This is a genomic window from Clostridium sp. AM22-11AC (assembly GCF_003473545.1).
In the GTDB taxonomy this organism is placed as follows: Bacteria; Bacillota; Clostridia; order Lachnospirales; family Lachnospiraceae; genus Enterocloster.
On sequence record NZ_QUCM01000019.1, the window covers coordinates 48,519 to 75,495 of the forward strand.

Here is a 26,977-nt window from a genome sequence, read left to right on the forward strand (position 1 = left end):
TCTGTTCTATCATCGGTGATTTTGCACATCCGACGGTGATTTCCCAAAATACCTTTTAAAAGCAGCGCTAAAATAAGCGGCATTTTCATAACCGGTCATAGAGGAGATCTCGTACATTTTCATGTGTGTGTTTTCCAACAGGTTTTTCGCCCGTTCCATGCGGATCTTGATCAGGTAATCTGTGAAAGTGATCCCGGTTTCATTTTTAAAGATGGTGCTGAAATAGGAAGTGCTTAAGCATACGGTCCGGGCTACATCTTCAATGGAAAGAGTAGACTCGGAATAATGATGTTTAATATGGTCGATAGCCTGTTCCACCTGCTTGCCGTATTTGCTTTTTCTTGCATTTAAACTGTCAACAATCTTAAAAAGATTCTGTTTCAGGTTTTCAATACTTTCCTCTAAGGTGGTGCTGGAAGCTACTTTTTTAAATTCTTCCATAGGATTATCAAATACATCCTGAAGTTCAATTCCCGATGAGCCAAGTTCACTTGCAAGGTCTGTATACAGACGGCTGATGGAAAAGGTCATATACAGGTAGCTTTCCCTGCCGCACTGACGAAGGTTTTCTTTCAGCTGTAAAAGTTCCCGTTCCAGTCCCTTTTTATCCTGTTTTTTGATCAGGGAGATCAGGGTGGTGCCGGAAAGGGGAAGCTTGGGAGAAGGATCAGCCTCTTTTCCAATATAGGAAACTACTTCCTCATAGAAAATATCAGAGTTGGTGCCTTTGATAAAATGCAGCTTTAATGCTTCTGCCACGCTTTTCATACTTTCGTTTAAACGGTTAAGATTGTGGCACAGGTTTCCGGAGGCAATGATCACATCACAGTTCTGACCGTCGTAAGGAAAGATCTTCCGGACAGAATCAATGAGTATTTTCCTCAAAGTGATCAGCTCCAGCTTGGAACCGGATAACAGTGCCAGAGTGTAGCTGTTGTGCCTGGAATCTAAAAGGTAACATCCAGGCTGGCATAATGATGTACTGAAGGCTGAAAATTTCTGTTCTTCTTCATAGCGGATGTCGTTAGAACGTCTTTTCAGGCTTTCTTCGTCCATGGTAATATGTAAAGCACAGCAGTAGGAGCCGGGATCCAGATCCAGGTCAGGACTTGGTGCAGGAAGGTCAGAAGCATCCTGCGTGACAATGCTTCGCAGGTATTCTGTGATCATGAGACGTTTGTCATAATGAAGCTGGCTGCAGTGAAGAACTGCATTTTCAAGGACACGGCAGAACTGGTCTACATCAATAGGCTTTAAAATGTAGTCAAATGCCTGCAGGTGCATGGCAGTGCGGGCATACTGGAAATCATCGTAAGCGCTGATGATCAGGATCACTATGTTGGGATTTAGTTCCCGGGCCTTTTTGGAAAGTTCCAGACCATCCATATAAGGCATACGGATATCGGTGATCAGAAGGTCCGGCGGGTTTTTCTGGATCAGTTCCCAGGCTTCATTTCCATCGGCAGCAGTAGCTGTCAGTTCAATACCTAAGTCCTTCCATTTGATCTGACTGGAAAGTCCTTCCAGTATAATTTCATTGTCATCACACAGGATTGCTTGGAACATAAGGTTCACCTCTCTCAAGTTTTGGTATTTTCAGTGTAATTTCGGTGCCTATGTCAGGATCGGAATCAATGTTCAGACCGAAATCGGGGCCATAGAAAATGCGGATCCTTTCATTTACATTGTAAAGTCCGTATCCGGAGTCCTGCTTGTCCGGCTGACGGGGAGCGTTTATTTGCTTTCGCAGTATTTCCAGCGTTTCAGGGGACATGCCCTTACTGATATCCTGTACAGAAAGAAGCAGGCAGTCTCCATTTTCACGGATGCTCACATGAATATGGACCTTTTCATCTGGAAGGGGAACGGCATGTAAAATGGCGTTTTCTGCCAGAGGCTGCAGTAACAGTTTGGGGGTCTGGTACTGATACAGGGACGGGTCACATTCAATGGAATAAGTGAATTTTTTGCTGTAGATCATATTGGAGATAAAAAGGTAACTTCCAATATGCTTTAATTCATCTTCGATGGTGATGATCTCCCGTCCTTTACTCAGGGAGATCTTAAATAATGTGGACAGCTCCGTTAACATTTTCTCTGCGTCTTTATTTTTCCCCATACGCAGAAATCAGATTACAGAGTCCAGGGAATTGTAGAGAAAATGAGGCTGTATCTGTGCCTGTAATGCCTTAAATTCCGAATTTCGCAGTTTTTTCTGTTCTTCATAGATCTGGCTGATCAGTTCCTGGATCTTATTTAACATGTGGTTAAAATTGTTACCCAGCCGTCCAAGTTCATCTGCGGGAGGTTCCGAATAACGAACGGAAAAATCCCCGGCTTCTACCGCCTCCATCATAGTACAGAGAGTCTGAATGGGGCGGTATACAGACTGGGAGATACGCAGGGAAATATACAGGGCGGAAAATGCAATGATCAAAAGGACCAGCAAAAGGATCGTGGTCAGCTCTTTGGTACTTTGTGCCAGATATCTGCGGCTGATCACACCTGCAATACACCAGCCGGAACGATTTAATGTGCGGCCTACTACCAGATATTCCCTGTTGGGTATGACCACAGAACGGGTATCTGCGTCTTTGGCAGCCTGAAGGATCTGACCGGTTAGTTCATCAGATACGGAAACTGGAAAATGGGAATTATTTCCAGATTGGAAAAGTATATTTCCCTGAGCATCTAAAAGATAGACAGCACCGCTGTTTAAACTGTCCTGTATCTTTTTTGTCAGGTCATCTTCTTTTATATCCGCACAGATCACGCCGTTGATCCGTCCGGTAGCCTTGTCAGAAGAAGGAAGTCCCACAGAGATAAAACGGTCTTCAATGGAGCTGCGCACAATAAAACTGCCTTCATGCGGGGAAAACCAGATGGATTCAGGGGAATTTTTAATCTTCTGGTACCATTTGGAGTCTCTGGGATCATCCGGTTTGAAAGAGTAATAGTTGGATTTATAGCGGCCGCCATTTTCACCTAAAACATATACTCCGAAAATGTCTTTGCGGTAGGTGGAAAGGGAAGCCATATCCATGCTTCCGGAAAGATCCAGGGAATACTGGCTGGATACGGAGTTAAATTTCACACGCAGATTTTCCTGTATCTTAATATCACGGGTCAGCGCATCACATAGCTGCCAGGTATCATTTAGCAGACTGTCAATGTCATTACAGATCAGATCAATGGTCTCTACAGAGGATTTTTCCGTCATGTCAGTAATAAAACGGTTGTAGAGCCTGTAAGTAGTGATACCGATCAGAAGCACCGGGATAAAGGAAAGGACAATGAAGGAAAGCAGGAGCTTTTTTCTGAAAGAGAGTTTGATGTGGAAATCATTCATAATAATGAAAACGCCTTTCTTTTAATATGCCGTTAATAAGCAGTAGGAAAATAGCTGACGGCATTTGCTTCTGTAATAATATTGTAAGGGATGATCACCGTAGGAAATGGAGTGTATCCCCGTTCCCGCTGATTGATCAGGGTTTCTACAATAAATCCCCATTTTGGATTGCTTTCCACCGTTCCTAAATATTCCCCTGCAATGATCGCCTTGCACACATCCTGGATCCCGTTGATGGATACAATAGAAATGTCATTGGGAGACAGACCGGCTGTTTTGATTGCCTGAAGGGCACCAAGGCCGTCTTCGTCGCTGTGAGCGAAAACTGCCTGGACGCTTTTGTGGGAGTCACTGGTTTTTACCAGGGCATTTTCCATGGCTTTCTGGGCTGTTACACGGTCAAAATTTCCGTATTCTGTGTCAATGATATGCAGCTGCGGATAGTTTTTCAAAGCCTGGTGAAAGCCTTTGGAGCGGGCTTTGGCAGAGGGAGAGCTTTCCGTACCGTAGATCTCTACAATGTTGCAGGAGCGGCCGGCATATTTTTCAGCTAGCAGCTGGGCGCAGATCGCTCCTTCCCGCAGATAATCCGCTGAGATCCGGGACATATACAGATCCCGGTCAATAGTATCAGCAGATTGTTCAATAAGGATAACAGGTATTCCTGCTTCTTTTGCACTTTCAAGGGCAGGAACAAGGGCATCCAGATCTGCGGGAACGATTACCAGATAGTCTACTTTTTCACGGATCAGTTCTGTAATGTCTTCCTGCTGCCATTTTGCGGTGTATTCTTCCGGCTCATGGTAGATAAAGTCAATATTACTGGGGCCAAAGGCTTCACGAAAACTGTTGATCTGGGTAGTCCGCCAGGGATTATCTGTTTCAATCTGTGAAAATCCTACTGTTATGTGATCGTCAACGTGATTCACCACATCAGGCAGCGGAATGGAGCTGGTGTAAATAGTGTAGACTAACAGGAACAAAAGAACGGCAATGATCATCAGACACCAGTTCTTTTTTAGAAAAGTCATAAATAAACCTCCCAGAGTTATTCCCTAAAACTCGGCCCACATGGTGACAGGACAGCTGTCGATCCCTACAATGATCAGCGGGACAGCTGCAGCCTGTTTTAAAAAGCCTTCCGGCAGTTCTTCCATGTTGATATCTTCTACAATGCAGATGTAGCCGGGCTGGTACATGCCAAGCATGATCTGATGGGCCAGATCGCCGTCTTTTCCGTCACTGTAAGAAGCAAGGGAAACAAAATCCAGGCCAATGGCTTTCAGATTTGGGAAATTTTCACGTAAATAGGTTGCTGCAGCGCTTCCAACGGCCGGTCCGTTATTTTCATAAACAGAAGGATCGCTTTTGCGTTTCTTCCAGAAACCGGTGCGTAAAAAGAGAAAATCTGCCTGTGCGATCTGGTCCTTGTAAGGCATCAGATCTTCGATCAGGATCTTTTCACCGGCTTTTTTAGGAACGTCGATCACAAGAGGTTTCTGATAGAAGAAACGTTCCACGGGAACTTTGTCCAGAGAAATACCATTTGGATTAAAGTGCATAGGGCCGTCCAGATGAGTACCGTAGTGATTAAAAAGATGGATAGTAGCCGTATTTGCGGTATCTCCTTTTGCAATGGAAGTATGAGGTTCCAGAGAACAGGTTGGGTTTCCCGGCCAGGTAGGATCTCCGTCTTTAATAGGATATGAAAGAATTTTAAACATAAAAATACCTCCTGCTTATTCACGTATTTTAATCTGTAAACATTAAAACATGATTTTATAAGAGCGTCAATAAAATCAAATGAAATCAAAATATTTTCAAATGAAATCACATATACAGAAAAATATGTACAGGCTATACTAAGAACAGATCAGAAAACACGAAAAAATGTACAAAAACACAAGAGATGTGAAAAGAAAGGTCAATGTTATGAAAGTCATCGACATACATGCTCACATTTATGAAAAGGTAGCTGGTATCACACAGGGACAGCCAATGTCATCTACCAGCCAGGGAAAGGTTACGATCGGTAACAGGGAGATTCAGTTTCTTCCCCCTTCCTTTGAACGCAGCTGCAGTACGGCAGAAGCGCTGATCGCCTATATGGACTGGTGCGGAATTGAAAAAGCGCTGCTTATGCCAAATCCATTTTATGGCTATCACAATTATTATTTTAAAGAAAGTGTAAAAAAGTATCCGGACCGCTTAAGGGGCGTAGCTCTGGTGGATATTATGAAAGGTAAGGCGGCAGCAGAGGAACTGGCTCAGATCTATGACGAAGGCATCCTTTTTGGTATGAAGATCGAAGTAGACAGTACGTTTCAGTGCGCACCGGGAACAAGGCTTGCAGATCCAAAACTTGCACCTGTATGGGACTGTTGTGAACAATATCATCAGCCCATGTTCATCCATATGTTCCGCAGGGAAGATATTGTGGATCTGGAACTGCTGGCAAAGACCTATCCCCATATTACATTTGTAATATGCCATATGGGAGCAGATATCTGCTTCAGGGCAGGGATGCCAAAGAGAAATTATGAAAAAGTCCTTCAGATCGTAAAAGAATATGAAAATGTTTATATTGATACATCTACAGTTCCGGACTATTATGAGGAAGAGTATCCATGGAAAACATCTGTGAACATTATCGAAGAATGTTACCGGAAGGTAGGCGCTGATAAGATGATGTGGGCTTCTGATTATCCGGGAATGTTAAAGAAAGGAACTTTAAATCAGCTGATCCGTCTGGTAACAGAGGAGTGCAAGAATATTCCGGAATCAGCCAAGGAAAAGATCATGGCAGAAAATGCCAGAAGGTTGTTTTTTTAAAAGCTGTTTTTAAGATTGATATGGTTCTGCAGGCAGCAGAATGAGATAAAATCATTAATCACATCAAAGGAGAGGTAACAGTATGAGAAAAAAAGTAGTAGCAATGGGGTTAGCAGCAATGATGGCAATGAGTCTGGCGGCTTGCAGCTCAGGAGGATCTTCCACATCAACTACAGCAGCAGGAAGCTCAGCAGAGGCAACTACAGCAGCTGCGGCTGCATCTTCTGAAGAAAGCAAAAAAGAAGAAGCAAAGGGAGATGGTAAAGGATATGTAGTAGCGCTTTGCAACTATTCTATCGGAAACTCATGGCGTGCCCAGATGGAGCAGGAATTTGTATCTGAAGCAGAAAAATTAAAATCAGAAGGCGTTGTAAGTGAATATTATATCACCAACTCTAATGAAGATATTAACAAGCAGATCAGTGATATGCAGGATCTGATCACAAAGAAGGTAGATGCTATTGTAATTACTGCAGCATCTCCAACTGCTCTGGCACCTGTTGTAGAAGAAGCAACAGAAGCTGGTATTAAGGTTGTATCTTTTGATAACGTAGTTGATACAGACGAGCAGGTAGCAACTGTTGGTATTGATGAAACAGAATTTGGACGCATTGGTGCTGAGTGGCTGGCTGAAAAACTGGATGGCAAGGGCAAGATCATTGTATTAAATGGTATTGCCGGTGCAGCAACAGACTCCTTACGTTGGGGCGGTGCTGAAGAAGTATTTAAGAACTATCCGGATATTGAAGTTTTAGGTTCTGCAAATGCATCCTGGGACTATGCACAGGGCAAGGCAGCTGTTGAGTCCATGCTTTCCGCTTATCCTGAGATTGATGGTGTATGGTCACAGGGCGGTGCTATGACACAGGGAGCAATTGATGCTTTCATCGCAGCAGGACGTGATCTGGTTCCTATGACCAGTGAAGGCAACAATGGTGCATTAAAGGCATGGTATGAAAATCGCGATAACGGCTTAAGCTGCATCGCTCCTTCTAACCCAACTTACACCAGTGCAGAAGCTCTTCGTACTGTAATTAAGGCTTTAGATGGTGAAGATGTTCCAAAGAACGTAGTTATGGATATTGAAACAGTTACTGAGGATAACCTGGAGGATTACTACCGCCCGGATATGCCAGACAGCTTCTGGGTATTAACAGAGCTGGATGATGAAGCACTTCAGAAACTTTACAAGTAATCCGGAATAAAAGAAATAAACAAGGGGCTGCCGCAAAGAAACTTGCAGCAGCCCTTTAAAGAATATGTCCTCCCGGAATCTTGGGAGCATATGGATATGTTGAGGAGGAGGTCTATCGTGGCAGAAGAGATACTGAGAATGACAAATATTACAAAGCGTTTTGCTGGGATCACCGCTCTGGACCGGGTAGAATTTTCCTGTAATAAAGGTGAAGTACACATTCTTGCAGGTGAAAATGGTGCCGGAAAGAGTACCATATTAAAGATTCTGGCTGGCATCCACCAGGCAGATGAGGGTGAGATTTATTTCCATGGCAAAAAGGTTACTATTAAAAGCCCGGAGCACTCCCAGAAAATGGGAATTGCGATGGTATTCCAGGAACTGACACTTGTAGGAGAGATGACAGTTGCTGAAAACGTATATCTGAACCAGGAGCCGGTAAATGCCCTGGGAATGATAGACAAAAAGAAGATCCATGAAGAGATCGAAAAAGCAATGGATAAGTATGGGATCCATGTAGATCCGGACGCTTTAGTCAGCACACTTCCTGTTGCAAAACAGCAGATGGTAGAGATTTTAAAGATCCTGGTAAGAGATCCGGAACTGATCATCTTAGATGAACCCACATCTGCGCTGGCAAAGAAAGAAGTTGTCCAGCTGTATCAGATCATCCACAACCTCCTAGATAACGGTAAGACCATTATTTTCATTTCCCACCGTCTGGAAGAGCTGTTTGAACTGGGTGACCGAATTACCGTATTTAAAGACGGTCATTATGTGGGAACCAGGGATATGAAGGAAATGAACGAGGATGAGCTGATCAAAATGATGGTAGGCCGTTCTCTTACTAATATTTTCCCGCCGCCAGTCTGTGAGCCGGATTACAGCAAAGTAGTATTTGAGGCAAAGAACCTTACAGATAACGATGGAAAATTAAAAGATGTAAGTTTCCAGGTATTTAAAGGAGAAGTTCTTGGAATTGCAGGTCTTCAGGGACATGGTCAGACGGAGCTTTTAAATGCCATCAGCGGACTTTATCCGCTGACTAAGGGAGAGATCATAGTCAATGGAAAGACCGAAAAGATCAAAAGCGCAAGCCAGGCCATCCAGTGCGGCGTAGCCTTAGTTCCTGCAGACCGTAAGAGACAGGGACTTATGCTGGAGCTTTCCAACCGTCACAATCTGGCTGTTTCCAGTATGAAAAAAAGAATGAATGGACCATTTATCGATCAGAAAGCAGAAACCAGTTTTGCGGAAGATATGGTAAAACGCCTTTCTATTAAATTAGGTGGCTTGGAGCTTCCGGTTTCCAGCCTTTCCGGTGGAAACCAGCAGAAAATAGTACTTGGAAAGGAACTTGCAACAGAGCCTAAGGTGATCCTGTTTGATGAACCTACCAGAGGTATTGATGTAGAGGCAAAGCGTGAGTTTTACCAGATCATGCATGAACTGGCAGCACAGGGAGTAGCCGTGATCATGAATTCCAGCGACATGATGGAAGTGATCGGAATGAGCAGCCGTGTTATTGTTATGTATGAAGGCAGGATCTCCGGTACATTACAGAAAGAAGAGCTGTCAGAAGAGCTGATCATGCAGTTTGGCATGGGCATGAAGAAGGAACGGACAAAGGAGGAGACAGAAGGATGAAGAACAAGCTAAATAAAAACTTCTGGAACAAACATGGACATGTGGTGATCATATATGTATTCCTGGTCGCACTTATGCTCCTTGTAAGTGTGTTCAGCCGTGACTTTTTCACTATAGGAAACTTTAAAAACCTGCTCAGGACTTCTTTTCCTCTTTTGATGGTAGCATTAGGACAGACACTGATCATTTTAACAGGTGGTATTGACCTGTCATTAGGCGGTATCGTGGCACTGGCCAATGTAGTCTGTGTTATGACTATGAATACAGAATCTCCTGTTGGATTTATTTTACCGCTGATCGCAGCAGTAGTCCTGGGATTGGTTTGCGGTGCTTTAAACGGAGTGCTGGTAACAAGAGGAAATCTGGCTCCTATTATCGTAACCATTGCAACAACAGCAATTTTTGATGGCTGCGCATTGCTTCTTATGCCAAAGCCGGGCGGTTCTGTACATAAGGCATTTTCTAAATTTCTTACAAGAGGTTTAAAGGGAGCGGTTCCGCTGATCTTATTCCTGGTGATCCTGATCCTTGTGAGAACCTTAACAAACCAGACTCCATATGGAAAAGCTTTAAGAGCTATTGGCGGCAGTGAAAATGCTGCTTATTCCACAGGTGTAAAGGTAAAAAAGGTAAAATTCATTGCTTACTGTCTGGCAGGTCTTCTCTGTGCAGCTGCCGGTATCTTCCTCAGTGCCCAGATGAACTCTGCAGACGCGACGATCGGAAAGAACTACGCAATGAATGCTATTACAGCAACTGTAGTAGGCGGAACTGCCATGACCGGTGCAGTAGGTGATCCTCTGGGAACCATAGCAGGCGTATTTATTATTTCCATTATCAATAATATGCTAAACCTTTTTGGTGTATCGTCATTCTACCAGTTTGTATGTCAGGGTCTGATCCTGATCCTGGCACTGTCCTTAAGTGCAATGCATAAGAAACATTAACAGAAGAAAGGAAGGTGTTTAATCGTGAAGAAACTGTGCAGTAAATATTTAGAAAACAGTCAGATCGTAGTTTACCTGATCCTGATCCTTCTTCTGGTACTGGCTCAGATATTATCTCCGGGATATTTGAATCCCACCCATATGGCAGGTATTTTAAGACTTGCGTCCTTTATGGGGATCGCAGCAATCGGACAGAACCTTACGATCCTTACAGGAGGTATTGACCTGTCTATTGCAAATACCATTACCTTTGCAAATGTGATCGCAGCCCAGATCATGATGGGACGTGACAGTTCCATGCTTCCGGCTCTTTTAGCTGTGATCGTAATGGGCATCGTAGTAGGCCTGATCAATGGAACTGGTGTTTACTGGTTAAAGATCCCGCCATTTATTATGACACTGGGTGTTGGAACTGTGATACAGGGTATTTTCCTGATCTATACAAAGGGTGCACCAAAGGGAAATGCAGCACCATTGCTCCGTTCCATCTGCGGACAGAGTATGTATGGTATCGTATCCGGTATTGTTCTGATCTGGGCAGTTCTTGCAGTGATCGCCATTGTACTGTTACATAAGACTCCTTACGGCAGAAAGCTGTATTCTGTAGGTATCAATGAAGAAGCATCCCGCTTCTCCGGTATCAACACAGGCCGTGTTACTTTCTCTGTTTATCTGATCTCTGCGGTGATCGCAGCTGTATCAGGCTTCCTTCTGGTTGGATATACAGGAACCAGCTTCCTGGATGTAGGAACCAGCTATAATACAAAGACCATTGCAGCAGTTGTCATCGGTGGAACAGCCATTACAGGTGGAAAAGGCGGCTACCTGGGAACCATTGCAGGTGCTGTTATCATGACTATCCTGGATGATTTCTTAACCATTGTAAGCATCCCAGATGCAGGCCGTCAGGTTGTACAGGGCATTATCATTATCCTTTTGGTTCTGGTGTATAGCAGGGAAAAGAAGAAATGATGAATGGTTAGATGTGGGATTAATATGAGATAAAGGTGAGATGATATTAGCAGCGACGCTGTATCGGTGAGAGATCATTGGTATGGCGTTGCTGTTTTTTATGAAACAAAAAATAAAACTGATTAAATATTATTGAAATAAAGTGAGCGTTGACTTTTGAGTGGAAGAGAGGTATATTGGAGTCAGATAGTAAGAGAGACAGGGGGGAAAAAGGAGTGAAAGAAAGAACGAAAATTCTGAATCATATGATCGCAAAGACAGACCGTACAGATAATGAACTTTGGCTTCCGTTATGGATGCATTCTTATGATACGGCTGGCGTTATGGAATACCTTTATCATAACTGGGTTCCGCCAGCCGCTATAAAAGTGATCTGTAAAGACATGGGGGAAGAGATGGGATTGAAGGTATGCCTGTTTCTTGCATATTGCCATGATACGGCTAAAATGACGTATGTATTTCAATCAAACATCTCTGAGGGAGTGAAAATAATCCGTGAGGCAATCATCCAGGAAGGAATAAAACTTATTGACCCGAAAAAATTGACTAATAGGATATCTCATTCTTTGTGTGGAGAAGGCATTTTGAGAAAGTATGGGGTACCAATCGGAATTTCGGTAATTGTTGGTTCCCATCATGGTAAGACACCCGATGAGTGTTCGGATGAGATAGAAGAAAAAATAGAAAACTATGGTAAAGATGTATTTTTTGGACAACAAAGAGGCAAGTGGGAAGCTATATGGAAAGAATGGCTGGATACAGCACTTGAAAAAAGTGGATTTTCCAGTGTAGAAGAACTTCCGGATATCAGTATGGAAGCGCAGGTGATCCTTACGGGGCTTTTGATCATGGCGGACTGGATCGCTTCTAATACATATTATTTTCCGCTGATAAAGACTGACTGTCTGGGAAAGGATACAGACTATCCCAAAAGAGTGAACAATGCGATTGAAAGACTGAATTTCCCGGAATTCTGGATCCCAGGGGAAAATGATTGGGGAATGGATGATGCACTTTTTGAAGAGAGGTTCGGATTTTTGCCAAGAGAAGTGCAGCATACAGCAATGGAAATAGCGCAAAACACCATAGAACCGGGAATTTTTATTCTGGAAGCCCAGATGGGAGTTGGAAAGACAGAAGCAGCTTTGGCAATGGCGGAAATTCTAGGGCAAAAAGCAGGAAGCGGTGGAATTTTCTTCGGGCTTCCTACACAGGCTACGGCAAACGGACTTTTTCCAAGACTGATGAAATGGGCAGAACAGCAGTCAGAAAATGTAAAACTTGGCATACGTCTGGCACACGGAGCGGTTGCGTTAAATGAAGATTACCAGCAGTTGATAAAAGGTTCAGCTTTGTCAGTAGGTGAAGATGAAGAAAACAATCTGGTGGTTCACAGCTGGTTTGAAGGCAGGAAAGTGGCACTGTTAGTTGATTTTGTGATTGGAACTATTGACCAGCTCCTGATGGCCGCATTAAATCAGAGACACGTAATGTTACGGCATCTGGGATTGGCGGGGAAAGTGGTCATTATCGACGAGGTACATTCATACGATTCGTACATGATGACATTTTTGGAGCGGATTTTAAACTGGTTGGGAGCGTACCATGTACCAGTGATCGTTTTGTCAGCTACATTACCTCAAAAATATAGATTTAATTTAATACAGGCTTATTTGAATAAGAGGAACATGAATGCAAGTGCAGACTGGTGTAATGCAACAGGATATCCGCTTTTTACATGGACAGATGGGAAGCAGGTCTGCCAGAAGCAGATGCGTTTAGATGGTAAGAAAGAGATTGTTCAGGTCATTCGTATTAAAGATGAGGAATGCATGGAGATCCTGAAAAATTCTTTGAAGGATGGAGGCTGTGCCGGTATCATTTTAAATACAGTTGCAAGAGCACAGGATTTTGCACAAAAGATTGTTGAATGTTTTCCTGAATGTGAAATGATCCAGATGCATTCACAGTTTATTATATCGGATCGTGCAGAGATTGAAAGAGAAATTTTAAAACGTGCAGGAAAAAATTCTACCTCTGAACAGCGAAATAAACTGATCATAGTTGGAACACAGGTGTTGGAACAGTCCCTTGATATTGATTTTGATGTAATGATCACAGATCTTTGTCCTATGGACTTGTTGCTTCAGAGAATAGGACGCGAACATCGTCATGGGGGAAGAATAAGAACATTCTGTCTGCAGCTGGCTAAATGCTATGTTTTGACAGAAACAAGGGCTGTTTATGATGAATGGCTGCTTCAACGGACTTTGGATAAACTTCCAGAACAGTTTTGTCTTCCAGATGATATTCCTGTTTATGTTCAGAAAGTGTATGCAGAGCCGGAAGAGTGTGAGAAAAATGAATTATGGCATAGATATGACACGAATTTAAAAAAATTGAAGAAGGAAGCAGAAAGATCATTAGTAGGTGAACCCGCATGCGAAGATGAAACAAATCCGGAATTTGACAGTATTGCAACATGGATGTCTGAAGGTGATCCGGAATTAACAGATGCCTCAGCACTGGCATCCGTGCGTGCAGGATCCCCGTCCATTGAAGTACTTGTTTTGCGGAAAAAGGGAGATGATATCTGTTTTCTGCCATGGCAGTATGGAGGAAAGCGTATTTCGGCGGATAATATTCCATCGGAAGAAGAAACGAAAGAAATATTAAAACAAAAGTTACGGCTGTCATCTATATTTTCAAATGAATATAATTATAAACCGGTATTGAAAAAATTGAGAGATGACACAGATCAGTATTTTGCCCAGTGGCAATATGCTCCGAAACTTCGTGAAGAGCTGGTACTTTTATTGGACGAAAACTTATGTGCAGAATTAAACAAACATCATTTACATTACGACAGGAAAACAGGATTATCCAGCAGAAAGGAGGACAAGGAAAAATGAAAACGCCGGAGTTTAATTTATTAGAAGAAGCGTGGATACGAGTATTAAAAGATGACTGTTCAGAAGAAATGGTTTCTCTTCCGGAGGCAATGATACATGCGCATGAGTACAGGGATTTATGCGGGGATACACCAGAACAGGATATGGCTGTTTTGCGTTTGCTTCTGGCAGTATTGCACACCATATTTTCAAAAATGGATGAAGATGGGCAGGACAATGTGATCGATACGCCCACACAAGCCAGAAAAAGATGGAGAGCCTTATGGGAAAAAGGATATTTTAAAGAAGATGTGATCCGTACATATCTGGAGAAATATCATGAACGTTTCTGGTTATTCCATGATCAATATCCATTCTGGCAGATACCGGAAGCAGCTGTGGGAACCGAGTATACGGTTGCAAAATTAAATGGGGAGCTTTCTGAAAGTGGAAACAAGGTACGTCTTTTTCCATTGTGTAATGGGATCAAAAAGCAGGAAATGGAATATGCAGCAGCAGCCAGATGGCTTTTATATGTAAATGCCTATGATGATACTTCTGCAAAGCCAAAAGGAAAAGGTCTTCCTTCACCGGGAGTAGGATGGCCTGGAAAGCTGGGATTGATCGCTGCAGTTGGAGATAACCTTTTTCAGACGCTCATGTTAAATCTTACCCTTTTAAAAGACGGAAGAAGTCTTTGGGAGGGAGAGGACAAGCCGATATGGGAGCGGGAACCATCTAAAAAAGAAAGACAGGAAATTGCAGTTCCTGATAATTTGGCAGAACTTCTTACTTTGCAGTCAAGGCGGCTTCTGTTAAAACGAGATCATAATAAGGTGGTTGGATATTACCTGCTGGGAGGAGATTTCTTTGACAAAAACCTGGCATATGCAGAGCAGATGACTGTGTGGAGAGAAGTGAAAGAAAAGGATCGAAAATTTTTCACACCACGCAGACATGATCCTTCCAGACAAATGTGGCGGGATTTTGGAAGCATATTTGTAGAATCGGGATCCAATGTGCGAAAGCCGGGAGTTGTCAGCTGGTATGATACCATAGCAACGGAAATGCAATGGAAAATAAGACCGATCCGTTTTAGGATTGCTTCTGTACAATATGGAGATAAAGATTTTTTTGTGAATGATACATTCAGTGATTCACTGGCTTTTCAGGGTGAACTGCTTTTACAGATGAGTCGTCCATGGCAGAGCAGGATCTTAGACGAGATCAATAAATGTGAAGAGGTAGCTGGGGCTATTGGGATGCTGGAAGGAAATCTTGCCAAGGCAGAAGGCAGAGATGCAGATATTGTCTATGCAAAGGAATTGTTCTATGACCGGATCGACCAGCCTTTTAGACGATGGCTTATGGAAATTTTACCAGAAACAGATGATATATCAAAAACTTGTAAAAAATTAGATGAGATCATTCAAATGGTTGGAAAAGAACTGGGAGAAGAAATGGTTTCAAATGCAGGAGAAGCTGCCTTTGCGGGCAGAATGAAAGATGATGTGTACTATGCTTCACCGGAAGCTTATAACTGGTTTCTTGGAAAACTACATAAAATTTATCACTGATAGGAGGTGAAGAGGATGGAAAATAGCAATCCGATTGAACAGATGAAAGGATTTGTGGAAAAGAAGCTTCGTGTATTAAGAGAAAACCCAGATGAGAGCGGAACCAAGGCATATCTGGCTAAAATGCGTAAAGGTGTTGGAAAAGTACCAGGCGCAGATCCGGAACTTTGGGGGATTTTATTTGAAGATCTGCCAGAGGAATTAATAGGCAGAGGAAATACACCTGGGCGGGCAGAGTTGGCATTGTATACGGCATTTACATTGTATGCGATCCATCAGCAAAGTCGTTCTCTTAAAGATGAAAATGCCCACCAAAGGGGAATTGGCTTTGGCAGAGCAACAGGAGAAATGGCAGCACAAGATCCGGAGTCATTAAAAGCAGTACGCAGAAGGTTTAATGCAGCAGCTGTATCATCCGATCTGACGGAATTAGCATGGCATATGAAGGGAATGGTGCAGTTATTCAGGCAGAAGGAGATCCGTCTGGATTATGTGCAGTTAGCAGTGGATTTTTATCTGTATCAGGATTTTGAAAAAATTCCGGAGATCCGGTTAAAATGGGGACGAGATTTTTACAGATACTGTAATGTAAAAGCAGAAAATGAGGAGGAAAAGGAAAATGGATGAAAAAAGATTATATGTGGATCTGCATGTGGTACAGACAGTTCCGCCAAGCTGTATAAACAGAGATGATACAGGAAGTCCTAAAACAGCAGTATATGGAGGTACTACGAGAGCCAGAGTTTCTTCACAGGCATGGAAAAAGGCTATGAGAGAGTATTTTTCCCAGTTGTTCCATGAGCAGAACATAGGAAGCAGAACCAAAAAAGTGATTGAAATGGTAGCGAAGGAGATCCGTTTACAGGCTTCGGATGAAGCTGATGTAGAAAAGAAGGCAACAGAGGCCCTTAAAAATGCCGGCATCAAGATCAATGATAAAAAGGGAGAAAGTGATGCCCTTCTCTTTATGAGCAAAGGACAGGCTAAGGCGCTGGCCCAGCTGGTGGTATCCGGAAATACAGATAAAAAGGCATACAAGGAAGCAATGCAGAAAGAGCCTTCCTATGACATGGCGTTGTTTGGAAGAATGGTGGCAAGTGATCCTTCTTTAAATTATGATGCGGCAGCACAGGTTGCACACAGTATTTCTACCCATACGATCCACAACGAATATGATTATTTTACGGCAGTAGATGACTGCTCACAGGAAGACAATGCAGGTGCAGGTCATCTTGGAACCGTGGAATTTAACTCATTTACCATGTATCGCTATGCAACGGTAAATGTAATGGAACTGTACCGCCATCTTGGAAAAGATACGGCAGAGGTTGTAGAAGGATTTATAAAGGCATTTATCTGCTCTATGCCTACAGGAAAACAGAATACCTTTGCAAACCGTACATTGCCGGATGCAGTATACATTACAGTAAGAAAGGACCAGCCGTTAAATCTTTGTGGGGCATTTGAGCGTCCGATCTTAAGCAACTGCGGCTATGTAGATAAGTCTGTGGAAGCTATGACTGCATATGCGAAGAAAGTATATGATAATTATGCAGATGAACCGGAAAAGGCATTTGGCATTGGTGATCAGCTGGAAGGAGCCGCAGAGGTTATGTCTTTAAAACAGCTGTTGGAAAGCGTAAAGACAGAGATCCAGGCACAGTTAGATGATGGAGGAGAAGAATGAGTACATTGTTACTTCGCTTGGCAGGACCTGTCCAGTCATGGGGGATTGATTCAAAATTTGAAGTTCGCCGGACGGAAAATGCACCTTCAAAAAGTGGAGTGACAGGACTGTTGGCAGCAGCTTTGGGAATTCAAAGAAACGAAGACATCAGCAGTTTAAACCAGCTGAGACTGGGAGTCAGGACGGATCAGGAAGGAAGACTTTTAAAGGATTTTCATACAGCCCATAGTGAGAAAAATTCCTATATAACCACCAGATATTATCTGTCAGATGCTATATTTTTGGTTGGATTAGAGTGCGAGGATAAAGGATTTTTACAGAAATTGGAATATGCCCTGAAACATCCGGCATTTCCCCTTTTTCTGGGAAGAAGATCCTGTCCGCCGGAAGCTGGTATGGTTTTAGGAATACGGGATCTGCCATTAGAAACAGCATTAGAAGAGGAACCATGGCAGGGACCTGAATGGAAAAAGGAAAAAATGCCTTTAAAACTTCCCATGTTTATTGAATGTGCGCCAGATGATCCTACAGGCGGCATGGTAAAAGATAAGGCAGAGTCTTTTGATCCGTATCAGAGAAGGTATGGTTACAGAAGGATGAAACGGACGGAATGGAACGTATCAGATAGGGTAATTTCAGACAAAATGACTGCAGGCAAAAATCCGGATATTGTAAGAGAACATGATGCCATGGGAGAATTGTGAGGTGATAAAAATATATGTATTTGACCAGAATGGAATTAAATACAAAAAATATGGATACCATACGCCTTTTAGGCTCACAGGAAAAGATCCATGGACTTGTTGAAAGTGGATTTTTGGGAGAAAGAAAGAGAAATTTATGGAGACTTGAATATCTGGGAGACAGGCTGTATCTGTTGATATTAAGCCCGGACAGGCCGGATCTTAGCATTGGAGTGCGCAGGTATGGTTTCCCTGATGACGAGAATGCCTATCAGACGAAAGATTACACACCACTTCTGGAACGGGTAAAAAATGACACCTGGTGGCATTTTAAACTGGTGGCAAATCCTACAAGAAGTGTGGCAAGCACGCCTGGAGAACGGGGAAAAGTAAAAGCTCATTGTTCTCTTAAGTACCAGGAAGAATGGCTTCTTGACAGAGCACAAAAACATGGCTTTGAACTTCTGCCGGAAAATTTTCAGATCGTTGAGAGAGACTGGCACATTTTCAGAAAAGGAAAGGAACAGGGAAAGAACAAGGTCAGTATTAAAGGCGTGACATATGAGGGAATTTTGAAGGTTTATGATGAAGAAAAATTCAAAGAGCTTTTGGTAGCCGGTATCGGGCGTGGAAAAGCTTATGGAATGGGATTGCTTACCATTGTTCATATATAAGTCTGCGGATGGGGTGCTTTTTGAGTTTTCTTTTGCAGTAAACTGCCAAATAAGGAGAAACATATGAGTGAAATGCCGGGAATGATCCGTCCTGAGTTACAGGCACTGCCTCAGATCAGAGACAGAATGACGTTTCTGTATTTTGAACATTGTAAATTAAACCGTCAGGACAGTGCGATCACAGTTACGGATGATCAGGGTATCATCCATGTTCCTGCAGCATCTATTTCAGTACTGCTTTTAGGCCCGGGGACAACAGTGAGCCATCGTGCAATGGAGCTGATCGGAGATGCCGGTGTCAGCGTGGTCTGGATCGGAGAACATGGTGTCAGGTACTATGCAGGCGGACGTCCTCTTACTCACAGGTCCGCTTTTCTGATCCGACAGGCAGAGTGTGTAAGTAACCAGAGAAAACATCTTATGATCGTAAGAAAGATGTATCAGCTGCGTTTTCCAGAGGAAAATTCTTCTAAAATGACACTTCAGCAGCTGCGTGGAAGGGAAGGAAGCAGAGTAAGATCTGTTTATCGTAAATATGCCAAGGAATATGATGTAAAATGGAACGGAAGAGATTATGATCCGGAGCATTTTGAAACAGGAGATCCGGTAAATCAGGCATTGTCAGCAGGCTGTGCATGTCTGTACGGATTGGCCCATGCAGTGATTTTTGCGCTTGGCCTGTCACCGGGACTTGGTTTTATCCATGTGGGACATGACTGTTCTTTTGTATATGATATTGCGGATCTGTATAAATCAGAGGTAGTTATCCCTGTTGCTTTTCAGGTGGCATCAGAAGAACCGGAAGATCTTCCGGGGATCGTCCGAAGGAAGGTCAGAGATGTGATGACTGAAAAGCATATATTGGAACGTATGGTGAAAGACATTCGATGGCTGTTTCTGGCAGAGGATGAAAAAAAGGAAGATGCAGTAGAAGCTGTTTATTTATGGGACGATAAAGAAGGAACAGTCAGGAATGGACGTTCCTATGGACAGGAGGAATGGGAATGATCGTGATCATGCTGTCTGACTGTCCGCCAAAAGTCCGGGGGGACATATCTAAATGGCTGTGTGAGATCAACACTGGGGTTTTCGTTGGAAATGTGAGCAGCAGGGTAAGGGAAGAAGTCTGGCAGCGTATTTGTGAAAATATAAAGTCAGGACAGGCAACCATGGTTTTTAGTGCACCGGGAGAACAGAAAATGGATTTTCGTGTGCATAATACAACCTGGGAGCCGGTTGATCTTGATGGAATAAAGCTGATGAGAAGGCCGCTTCCGTCTGCAAGGGCATCTAAGATGTCGGAAAAAGAAGATAAGGGAATATCGGGAGCAAAAAGCCGGGCGGAGCGGCTATACATGGCAGACAGAATGGCCAAAGCCCGTGCCAGGAAAAAGTTTCAGGAAGGTTTTGTGGTACTCGATATAGAAACAACAGGAACATCACCGGAAAAGGATGAGATAATAGAAGTCGGTGCGTTAAAAATAGAGGCAGGCACTGTCACAGAAGAATTTTCTATGCTTATCCAGATAAAAGGTGAAATTCCAATAGAGATACAAAAACTGACAGGCATTACAGAACAGGAATTGCAAAGTCAGGGGAGACCACTGGACGAAGTACTTAATAAATTGTTTGAATTTGCCGGAAACAGAGTTATTATAGGACATAATGTTATGTTTGATTATAATTTCATCCGCATTGCCTGTCGGAAACTGGGAATAGAAATGCAACTGGGAACTGCTTCCAAAGATACATTGGCATTGTCGCGGAGAAAAATAAAGGGGGTGGGAAGTTACCAGTTGGAAGCACTTATGAAGCATCTGGGATATGAAGTTTCAAATGCACATAGGGCGTTACCAGACTGTTATCTTACATATCAGTTATATCAGAAGTTAAATGAAATGTGAAAATGGGTGTTGGAAAAAGTGAGATAAAATAAGGCTTTTTTTAGTGTATTCCCCGCGTGAGCGGGGGTGAACCTGGCTCAGTCTGCGATCCGGAAGATGGGGGAGGGTATTCCCCGCGTGAGCGGGGGTGAACCTGGTTGCTCCTCCTAATGTTTTTATATTTCCAGGTATTCCCCGCGTGAGCGGGGGTGAACCCTTCAGATCAGGCATTATCTTCACCCTTCACATGTATTCCCCGCGTGAGCGGGGGTGAACCGGTCCGCCTGGTGAAGAAAATGATGGTATGGGCGTATTCCCCGCGTGAGCGGGGGTGAACCTGATTTATGACTCTGGAAAACTTCCTCTACCGTGTATTCCCCGCGTGAGCGGGGGTGAACCTCCATCTGAATGGTGGTTCTGGATCCGTGTCTGGTATTCCCCGCGTGAGCGGGGGTGAACCTGTAAGCGAAGCAAGAACAGTATTTCAGGATGAGTATTCCCCGCGTGAGCGGGGGTGAACCTACAAGATCGGGAAATTTCAACAGCGTGCAGGAGTATTCCACGCGTGAGCGGGGATGAACCTGATATCAGCAGATTTAAGAATACCGGGGACAAGTATTCCCCGCGTGAGCGGGGATGAACCCAGGCGGGCGGCAAGTTCTTTTGCACATGCTTCGTATTCCCCGCGTGAGCGGGGGTGAACCCAAGTTAAGCCCAATCGACGTAATCACGCCGTCGTATTCCCCGCGTGAGCGGGGGTGAACCTGGCATAAGCCGGGAACATGCCCATAGGGGACTGTATTCCCCGCGTGAGCGGGGATGAACCCAGGTAGCAGCCGGAAAAAGTTACTGGTGGTTGTATTTCCCCGCATAAACAAAGCAACATCTAATTGCCCAGTCTGTAAAATTTAAGCATTTCTTATGTGCAGATGCTCTTTGTAAAAGCAGCATTAATCTCTTGACAAACCAACTCAATATTGTTAGTGTATGGATGGATAAAATAGAACGTATCTATAGTCCTTGCGTACGCAGGGATGCTCCCTGATTAAATTCCAGAGATATAGTATTCCCCGCATCCGCGGGGCTAAAATCAACAAAAGAAAGCAAAGTCTACAAAGTTGTATCTCTATCCAGCCTTGACTCCCCCCAGCCTGCTGTGATAAAATCAATTTAGTGTTTTAAGGAGAAGTGGCGAGAAAATCTGCCGTGAATGTGCGAGCTGCCAAGCCTTTAATAAGGCCGGCAGCTCTTTTGGCATTGTTATGCATCCTATGAAAATTGCCAGGGGATATGTATGGGAGAAAACGGACAGAAGAAAGTAATTGAAAGACAGGTATATCAGACATTAAAAAGGCGGGTACGGCTATGGCTAAAAAGATCAAGATACGGAAAGTAAGCGCATGGACTATGGGGATAACTGTAGTGCTGGCGATCATGTTTGCGATCATTTCTTATAAGAGTGAGAAAGAATTCAGAACGCTTCGCATGACTACAGAACAGTATATTGCCTGTGAAAAGGCGGCAAAACAGCTGCAAAATGGTTCTGCTTATCTGACAGAGCAGGTTCGCCTGTATGCGATCACCCGGGAAAGCAAGTATATGGATCTGTATTTTGCAGAAACGAATAGCCATCGCAGGGAAAATGCAGTGGAAAGCCTGAAGCAGTATTTTGATGGAACAGAGATATTTGACTCCTTAGAGGAAGCAATGGAATATTCCAGTGAACTGATGAACACGGAATATTATGCCATGCGTCTGGTGTCTGAGGCACTTTCCGTACCGGAAGATACCTGGCCGGAAGCCATAAAAAATGTACAGTTAAGTGAAGAAGACGCCCATTTGGGAAGAGACGGAAAACTGATCCGGGCAGGTAACATGGTCTGTGATGATGATTATGAAACCATGCGGACACGGATCAATTCAGATGTATCACGGTGTATGAACGGACTGATCAGCCAGACGAGGAATCGCCAGGGAAGAGCAACTACCATTTTCTCTGATATGTACATGAAACTGGAGATCGGCATTGTTCTTATGCTGGTGATCATGGTCTTTATCTGTCTGATGTTAAGATTTCTTATTGTCAGACCGCTTGTAAGCTATAACGAAAGCATAAAAAAAGGGGAAATATTCCCTGCGATCGGCGCTGCTGAACTGCAGAACCTTGCAAATACTTATAACAGAGTTTATCTGGAAAATCAGGAGACCCAGAAGCTGATCTGTCATCAGGCAGAGCATGATGCCCTTACAGAGGCATTAAACAGAGGTTCCTATGAAAAACTCCTTCATATTTATGAAACAGGAGATGCGCTTTTTGCCTTGATCCTTATTGATGTGGATATTTTTAAATCCGTAAATGATATATATGGACATGCAGTGGGAGATGCTATTTTACAGAAAGTGACCGGAAGCCTGAAAAAAGCATTCCGAAGCATCGACTATGTCTGTCGTATTGGCGGTGATGAATTTGCCGTGATCATGGTAGATGTGACCAGTGACCTGAAGTATACCATTGAAGATAAGCTTAAGTATGTTGGGGAAGAACTGGCAAAGACAGAGGGAGAAGTTCCGGCTGTAACCTTAAGCGTAGGTGTGGCATTCTCTGACAGGGAAAATCCGGGTGAGAGCATTTTCAAAGACGCAGATAAGGCCCTTTATCATGTAAAGGAAAACGGACGTAACGGCTGTGCTTTTTATAATGGTGCCAGCTCCCTGGAAAATGCAATGGAAAATCATGAAATGAAAGATCATGGAATGGAAAATTAGAACGGACGATCTGAAAATAAATATTTACAATCAGATGGTTATGTTTTATAATAAGTGCCGGGAATGAAGTTCTCCCAAGGGAAACCTGAACCGCTTAGAAATGTAAGCTGATGACTTCTGTGATGAAACATTCACGGAGTCACCAGCTTTTTTTGTTGCAATGGAGGCTGTTGATCTGCTGACAGTATATGAATTGATCAGGTTTGGGGATCCGTGCTATTAAAGGAGGAAAATGAAAATGTTAACATCACTATCATTTGTATTTTTACTGGGTCTTGCCATGGCGGCGCTGTGCCAGAAATTTAAGATACCCCGTATCATTGGCATGTTGGTCACAGGTATTTTACTGGGGCCCTGTGTATTAAACTGGCTTTCAGAGTCGATCCTGGGGATCTCTTCGGAATTGCGGCAGATGGCATTGATCATCATACTGTTAAAAGCGGGATTGTCCCTGAATTTGGCAGATCTAAAGAAAGTAGGCAGACCGGCTCTTATGATGTCCTGTGTTCCTGCCAGTTTTGAAATTCTGGCCTTTGTTATTTTTGCCCCGGCTATCCTGCATATTTCAAGAGTGGAAGCGGCTGTAATGGGAGCTGTTTTAGGCGCAGTGTCACCGGCAGTTGTGATCCCGCGAATGGTTCAGCTGATGGAGACAAAATATGGAACAGACCAGAGAATTCCGCAGATGATCATGGCCGGTGCATCCTGTGATGATATTTTTGTGATCGTCCTGTTTTCCACATTCACCAATATGGCTCAGGGCGGCAGTGCACATGTTGCAGATTTTATCAATATTCCGGTATCCATTCTTTTAGGCATAGCACTGGGAGCAGTGGCAGGATACGGGCTCAGCTTGTTCTTTGAAACAGCTTATGCAAAAGAACATTATGTGCGCAACAGTATGAAAGTAATTCTGATCCTGGGAATGTCATTTTTCTTAATGTCTGTGGAAACATGGTTAAAGGGAAAGGTATCTGTTTCCGGTCTGCTGGCAGTTGTAAGTATGGCAGCAGTGATCCGGATCAAATGTATTCCCAAGGTATCAAAACGTCTTTCAGAGAAATTTGGAAAACTGTGGATTGCAGCAGAGGTGATCCTTTTTGTACTGGTAGGTGCAGCTGTGGATATCCGTTATACCATGCAGGCAGGGATCGCAGCAGTGCTGATGATCTTTGTGGGCTTAATGTTCCGGGCTGTGGGAGTATCCCTTTGTATGCTGGGCACGAAATTAAACAAAAAAGAGCGGCTGTTTTGTGTGATCGCCTATCTTCCAAAAGCAACGGTACAGGCAGCGATCGGATCCGTACCTCTTGCAATGGGATTGCCCTGTGGCCAGATCGTTCTGTCAGTAGCGGTTTTAGCAATCCTGATCACAGCGCCTTTAGGAGCAGCAGGAATGGATCTGACTTATGATAAACTGCTGGTACGATCAGAAGACTGACCAGCAAACTGGTTCCTGTATTTTAAGGGAGAAAGGCCATAGGCACCCCGGAACTGTTCAATAAAATGGCTGATCTGATTGTATCCTACGTCAGCACTGATCTCAGATATAGGTTTTTTCGTGTTTAGGATCAGATTTTTTGCCATATAAAGCCGGTATTCGTTCAGGTATTTAATAGGGGACAGCCGGGTATATTTACGGAACAGGTCGGTACAGCGATTCTTATTGATGATCCCGTAGGCAGCGATCTGGCGGACTGTCAAAGGATCCTGATAATGGCTGTGGACGAAACTTAACATGGACTGGAACAATTCTTTTTCTTCTTTATCGTTCTGGTCCGGTTTTTCATCAAAGGAGCGGATCAGTTCCTCAAATACCTGGGATAGAAAATTTACAATGGAAAAATATCCCAAAGGTTCGCTGGTCTGATCTAAAAGACTTTCTAAAATGTTGATCTGGCCCGGATTTAAAAGCTGGATGGAACTGGTGAAATTTTCGTTTTCCAGGAAAGGCCGGATATAGTGTTTTAAGATCATGGGATGGAAAATGTCAGGAGAAAAGTTGATACACAGGGAACAGGTATCTTTTTCGGTGGTGCGGGAACTGTGAAGCTGATGGTCCTTTACCAGAAGGATCTTATCTCCGGACAGGCGGAGAGAGTCACCATTGATGCAGTATTCCAGCTCTCCCTCTGAAACCCAGTTTAATTGCAGCTCATTGTGCCAGTGGAAAGGTGTGGAGTCACTGGCAGCATGGTGATAGGTCTGTGTGAAAATGGCAACAGGAAAGTCTTCTGACAGGTAATTGACTTTTTCCTGCAGGTCATCGGTAGTGGATATGACAAATTCAGTTCCGGCCTGATTGCATTTTGGAAAGGAAACATTCATAAAGTATCATTCTCCTTTTGTATATGTATGTTTGTATATTTAGTATGTTCAGAGTCTTTTCTGATATGAATTGTCCAAAGTATATCACTTTTCCCTGTTTTTCGGAATGGGGACAGTGATAATCTGGTACAAATGTGATATAATCCGTTCTATTAGTGATAGAAACATAAGGTCCATGTGACTATACTGAGGGTACAGACCGGACAGAACGCTGCCGGATAAAATGAGGAGGTCATATTATGATATCTGTAAACGGAGAAAGATTACTGGCAAGGATCAACGAACTGGGAGCAATTGGAAAGGACGCAGAGGGAAGAAGAACCCGACTGGCTGCTTCTGATACAGAAAAACAGGGCAGGGACCTGGTTTCCAAATGGATGAAGGAAGCTGGCTTAGAGGTAGTAGTAGACCGGATCGGAAATATTTTCGGTATCTGGGAGACTCCTGAAAATAAAGATCAGGCGCCCCTTATGATCGGTTCCCATATTGATACGGTCATCAATGCTGGACAGTATGACGGATGTCTGGGTGTGATCTCCAGTATTGAAGTGATCAAAACTTTAAAGGATGCAGGAATGGTTTCTGCAAGGCCTATTGTTGCAGCTGCTTTTACCAATGAGGAAGGTGTCCGCTATTCACCAGATATGATGGGATCTTTAGTTTATGCTGGCGGTATGGATGTAGAAGACGCTCTGGATGCAGTAGGAACAGATGGAACTGTTTTAAGAGATGAATTAAAGCGCATCGGATATGAAGGAACCGTAGAGCCTGGATTTATTAAACCATATGCATTTGTGGAACTGCACATTGAACAGGGACCGATTCTTGACCATGAGGGCATTCGCATCGGCGCAGTAGAGAACCTTCAGGGCATCCACTGGCAGAGAGTTACGATCGAAGGTGCTGCAAACCATGCAGGAACCACACCAACTGCATTAAGACATGACGCAGGACTGGCAGCAGCAAAGGTAAATGTATTCTTAAGACAGTTAGTGGAGAAGTCAGGGGGCGTTGCTACCGTAGGCTGTATTGAATTTAAGCCAAATGCCATCAATGTTATCCCTTCAAAGGCTGTATTTACTGTGGATTTAAGAAACCCAGACAAAGAAAAGCTGGATAATGACGAGAAGATCCTGGCTGCGTATTTAAAGGATCTGGCAAAAGAAGATGATGTTAAGATCTCCACCGAGCGTCTGACAGAATTTGATCCGGTTCCATTTGACGAAGGCATTGTAGAAAAAGTGGAAAAAGCAGCAAAAGCCCATGGTTTAAGTGTAAGACGCATCACTTCCGGCGCAGGGCAGGATGCCCAGATGATCGCAAGGATCTGCCCGACAGCTATGATCTTTGTACCAAGCGTTAAGGGCATCAGTCACAACCCGGAAGAATATACCAAAGATGAAGACGTACTGGCAGGCGCAGGCGTATTCTTAGATGTTGTAATGGACATGGCAGTTGTGGGAGTGCCAGCGGCACGTAACAACTGACTTTCATTAAGTCCAGCGGTGTGATGTCAAGAAAATAAATGATTTAAAAATCATACATT

General features: G+C 43.5%; 21 protein-coding genes, 1 pseudogene, 1 CRISPR repeat array and 1 riboswitch. Of the genes and pseudogenes, 16 read left to right on the plus strand and 6 right to left on the minus strand.

Annotation, left to right across the window (positions count from 1 at the left end; genetic code table 11):
* Window positions 1-9: 9 nt before the first annotated feature.
* The 5 genes and pseudogenes from DW251_RS13960 to DW251_RS13975 all read right to left on the minus strand — a co-directional run bounded on the left by DW251_RS13960 (window position 10) and on the right by DW251_RS13975 (window position 5,073).
* Window positions 10-1,566 carry a response regulator gene (locus tag DW251_RS13960; RefSeq protein WP_118301513.1) on the minus strand — a complete coding sequence of 519 codons (1,557 nt, stop codon included), beginning with the start codon at window positions 1,564-1,566 and terminating at the stop codon, window positions 10-12.
* Complete coding sequence (locus DW251_RS18395; RefSeq protein ID WP_243034975.1) at window positions 1,544-1,981, minus strand: ATP-binding protein; 438 nt, start codon at window positions 1,979-1,981, stop codon at window positions 1,544-1,546. Before DW251_RS18395 ends, DW251_RS13960 begins: the two co-directional genes overlap by 23 nt.
* Window positions 1,973-3,349: pseudogene (locus DW251_RS13965) on the minus strand (histidine kinase); the annotation flags it as partial. The pseudogene DW251_RS13965 and the gene DW251_RS18395, both read right to left, overlap by 9 nt.
* Before the next feature lie 32 nt (window positions 3,350-3,381).
* Entirely contained in the window at window positions 3,382-4,380 is a 999-nt protein-coding gene (locus tag DW251_RS13970; RefSeq protein ID WP_118301514.1) for an ABC transporter substrate-binding protein, read from the minus strand.
* Between the two features lie 24 nt (window positions 4,381-4,404).
* Window positions 4,405-5,073, minus strand: a complete 669-nt coding sequence (locus tag DW251_RS13975; protein ID WP_021869879.1) for a cyclase family protein — start codon at window positions 5,071-5,073, stop codon at window positions 4,405-4,407.
* 208 nt (window positions 5,074-5,281) lie between these two features.
* On the opposite strand from DW251_RS13975, the gene DW251_RS13980 reads away from it, so the two are divergent.
* The 15 genes from DW251_RS13980 (at window position 5,282) to DW251_RS14050 (ending at window position 24,544) form a co-directional block, all read left to right on the plus strand.
* Complete coding sequence (locus DW251_RS13980) at window positions 5,282-6,181, plus strand: amidohydrolase family protein (protein WP_021869880.1); 900 nt, start codon at window positions 5,282-5,284, stop codon at window positions 6,179-6,181.
* Window positions 6,182-6,263: 82 nt separating this feature from the next.
* Window positions 6,264-7,376: an ABC transporter substrate-binding protein gene (locus DW251_RS13985; protein ID WP_021869881.1), complete on the plus strand. Its 1,113-nt coding sequence runs from the start codon at window positions 6,264-6,266 to the stop codon at window positions 7,374-7,376.
* 117 nt (window positions 7,377-7,493) lie between these two features.
* Window positions 7,494-9,023 (plus strand): sugar ABC transporter ATP-binding protein, encoded by a 1,530-nt coding sequence (locus tag DW251_RS13990; RefSeq protein ID WP_021869882.1) that lies wholly within the window; start codon window positions 7,494-7,496, stop codon window positions 9,021-9,023.
* Window positions 9,020-9,970: an ABC transporter permease gene (locus DW251_RS13995; RefSeq protein ID WP_021869883.1), complete on the plus strand. Its 951-nt coding sequence runs from the start codon at window positions 9,020-9,022 to the stop codon at window positions 9,968-9,970. Before DW251_RS13990 ends, DW251_RS13995 begins: the two co-directional genes overlap by 4 nt.
* Window positions 9,971-9,994: 24 nt before the next feature.
* Window positions 9,995-10,942, plus strand: a complete 948-nt coding sequence (locus DW251_RS14000; protein ID WP_021869884.1) for an ABC transporter permease — start codon at window positions 9,995-9,997, stop codon at window positions 10,940-10,942.
* Between the two features lie 215 nt (window positions 10,943-11,157).
* Window positions 11,158-13,854: a CRISPR-associated helicase Cas3' gene (gene cas3 / locus DW251_RS14005; RefSeq protein ID WP_118301516.1), complete on the plus strand. Its 2,697-nt coding sequence runs from the start codon at window positions 11,158-11,160 to the stop codon at window positions 13,852-13,854.
* Window positions 13,851-15,410 (plus strand): type I-E CRISPR-associated protein Cse1/CasA, encoded by a 1,560-nt coding sequence (gene casA / locus DW251_RS14010; RefSeq protein ID WP_118301517.1) that lies wholly within the window; start codon window positions 13,851-13,853, stop codon window positions 15,408-15,410. Before cas3 ends, casA begins: the two co-directional genes overlap by 4 nt.
* Window positions 15,411-15,425: 15 nt before the next feature.
* Window positions 15,426-16,037, plus strand: a complete 612-nt coding sequence (gene casB / locus DW251_RS14015; protein ID WP_118301518.1) for a type I-E CRISPR-associated protein Cse2/CasB — start codon at window positions 15,426-15,428, stop codon at window positions 16,035-16,037.
* Complete coding sequence (gene cas7e / locus DW251_RS14020; protein ID WP_118301519.1) at window positions 16,030-17,097, plus strand: type I-E CRISPR-associated protein Cas7/Cse4/CasC; 1,068 nt, start codon at window positions 16,030-16,032, stop codon at window positions 17,095-17,097. The genes casB and cas7e overlap by 8 nt, the downstream gene beginning before the upstream one ends.
* Window positions 17,094-17,801 (plus strand): type I-E CRISPR-associated protein Cas5/CasD, encoded by a 708-nt coding sequence (cas5e, locus tag DW251_RS14025; RefSeq protein ID WP_118301520.1) that lies wholly within the window; start codon window positions 17,094-17,096, stop codon window positions 17,799-17,801. Before cas7e ends, cas5e begins: the two co-directional genes overlap by 4 nt.
* Window positions 17,802-17,815: 14 nt before the next feature.
* A complete protein-coding gene (cas6e, locus tag DW251_RS14030; RefSeq protein WP_118301521.1) occupies window positions 17,816-18,454 on the plus strand; it encodes a type I-E CRISPR-associated protein Cas6/Cse3/CasE in 639 nt (212 codons plus the stop codon).
* Between the two features lie 63 nt (window positions 18,455-18,517).
* Entirely contained in the window at window positions 18,518-19,462 is a 945-nt protein-coding gene (gene cas1e, locus DW251_RS14035; protein WP_118301522.1) for a type I-E CRISPR-associated endonuclease Cas1e, read from the plus strand.
* Entirely contained in the window at window positions 19,459-20,358 is a 900-nt protein-coding gene (cas2e, locus tag DW251_RS14040; RefSeq protein ID WP_182433633.1) for a type I-E CRISPR-associated endoribonuclease Cas2e, read from the plus strand. Before cas1e ends, cas2e begins: the two co-directional genes overlap by 4 nt.
* Window positions 20,359-20,403: 45 nt before the next feature.
* Window positions 20,404-21,163: a CRISPR direct-repeat array (repeat unit 28 nt; unit sequence GTATTCCCCGCGTGAGCGGGGGTGAACC).
* A gap of 539 nt (window positions 21,164-21,702) precedes the next feature.
* Window positions 21,703-23,103 (plus strand): GGDEF domain-containing protein, encoded by a 1,401-nt coding sequence (locus DW251_RS14045; protein WP_118301524.1) that lies wholly within the window; start codon window positions 21,703-21,705, stop codon window positions 23,101-23,103.
* 50 nt (window positions 23,104-23,153) lie between these two features.
* A riboswitch (Fluoride riboswitch) is annotated at window positions 23,154-23,230 on the plus strand.
* A 111-nt stretch (window positions 23,231-23,341) separates the two neighbouring features.
* The gene (locus tag DW251_RS14050; protein WP_118301525.1) at window positions 23,342-24,544 is read left to right on the plus strand and encodes a cation:proton antiporter; all 1,203 of its coding nucleotides are present in this window, start codon (window positions 23,342-23,344) and stop codon (window positions 24,542-24,544) included.
* Here the strand turns inward: DW251_RS14050 and DW251_RS14055 are convergent.
* Window positions 24,511-25,431: an AraC family transcriptional regulator gene (locus tag DW251_RS14055; protein WP_118301526.1), complete on the minus strand. Its 921-nt coding sequence runs from the start codon at window positions 25,429-25,431 to the stop codon at window positions 24,511-24,513. The genes DW251_RS14050 and DW251_RS14055 overlap by 34 nt on opposite strands.
* Window positions 25,432-25,670: 239 nt before the next feature.
* On the opposite strand from DW251_RS14055, the gene DW251_RS14060 reads away from it, so the two are divergent.
* Window positions 25,671-26,918: a Zn-dependent hydrolase gene (locus DW251_RS14060; protein WP_118301527.1), complete on the plus strand. Its 1,248-nt coding sequence runs from the start codon at window positions 25,671-25,673 to the stop codon at window positions 26,916-26,918.
* Window positions 26,919-26,977: the final 59 nt, after the last annotated feature.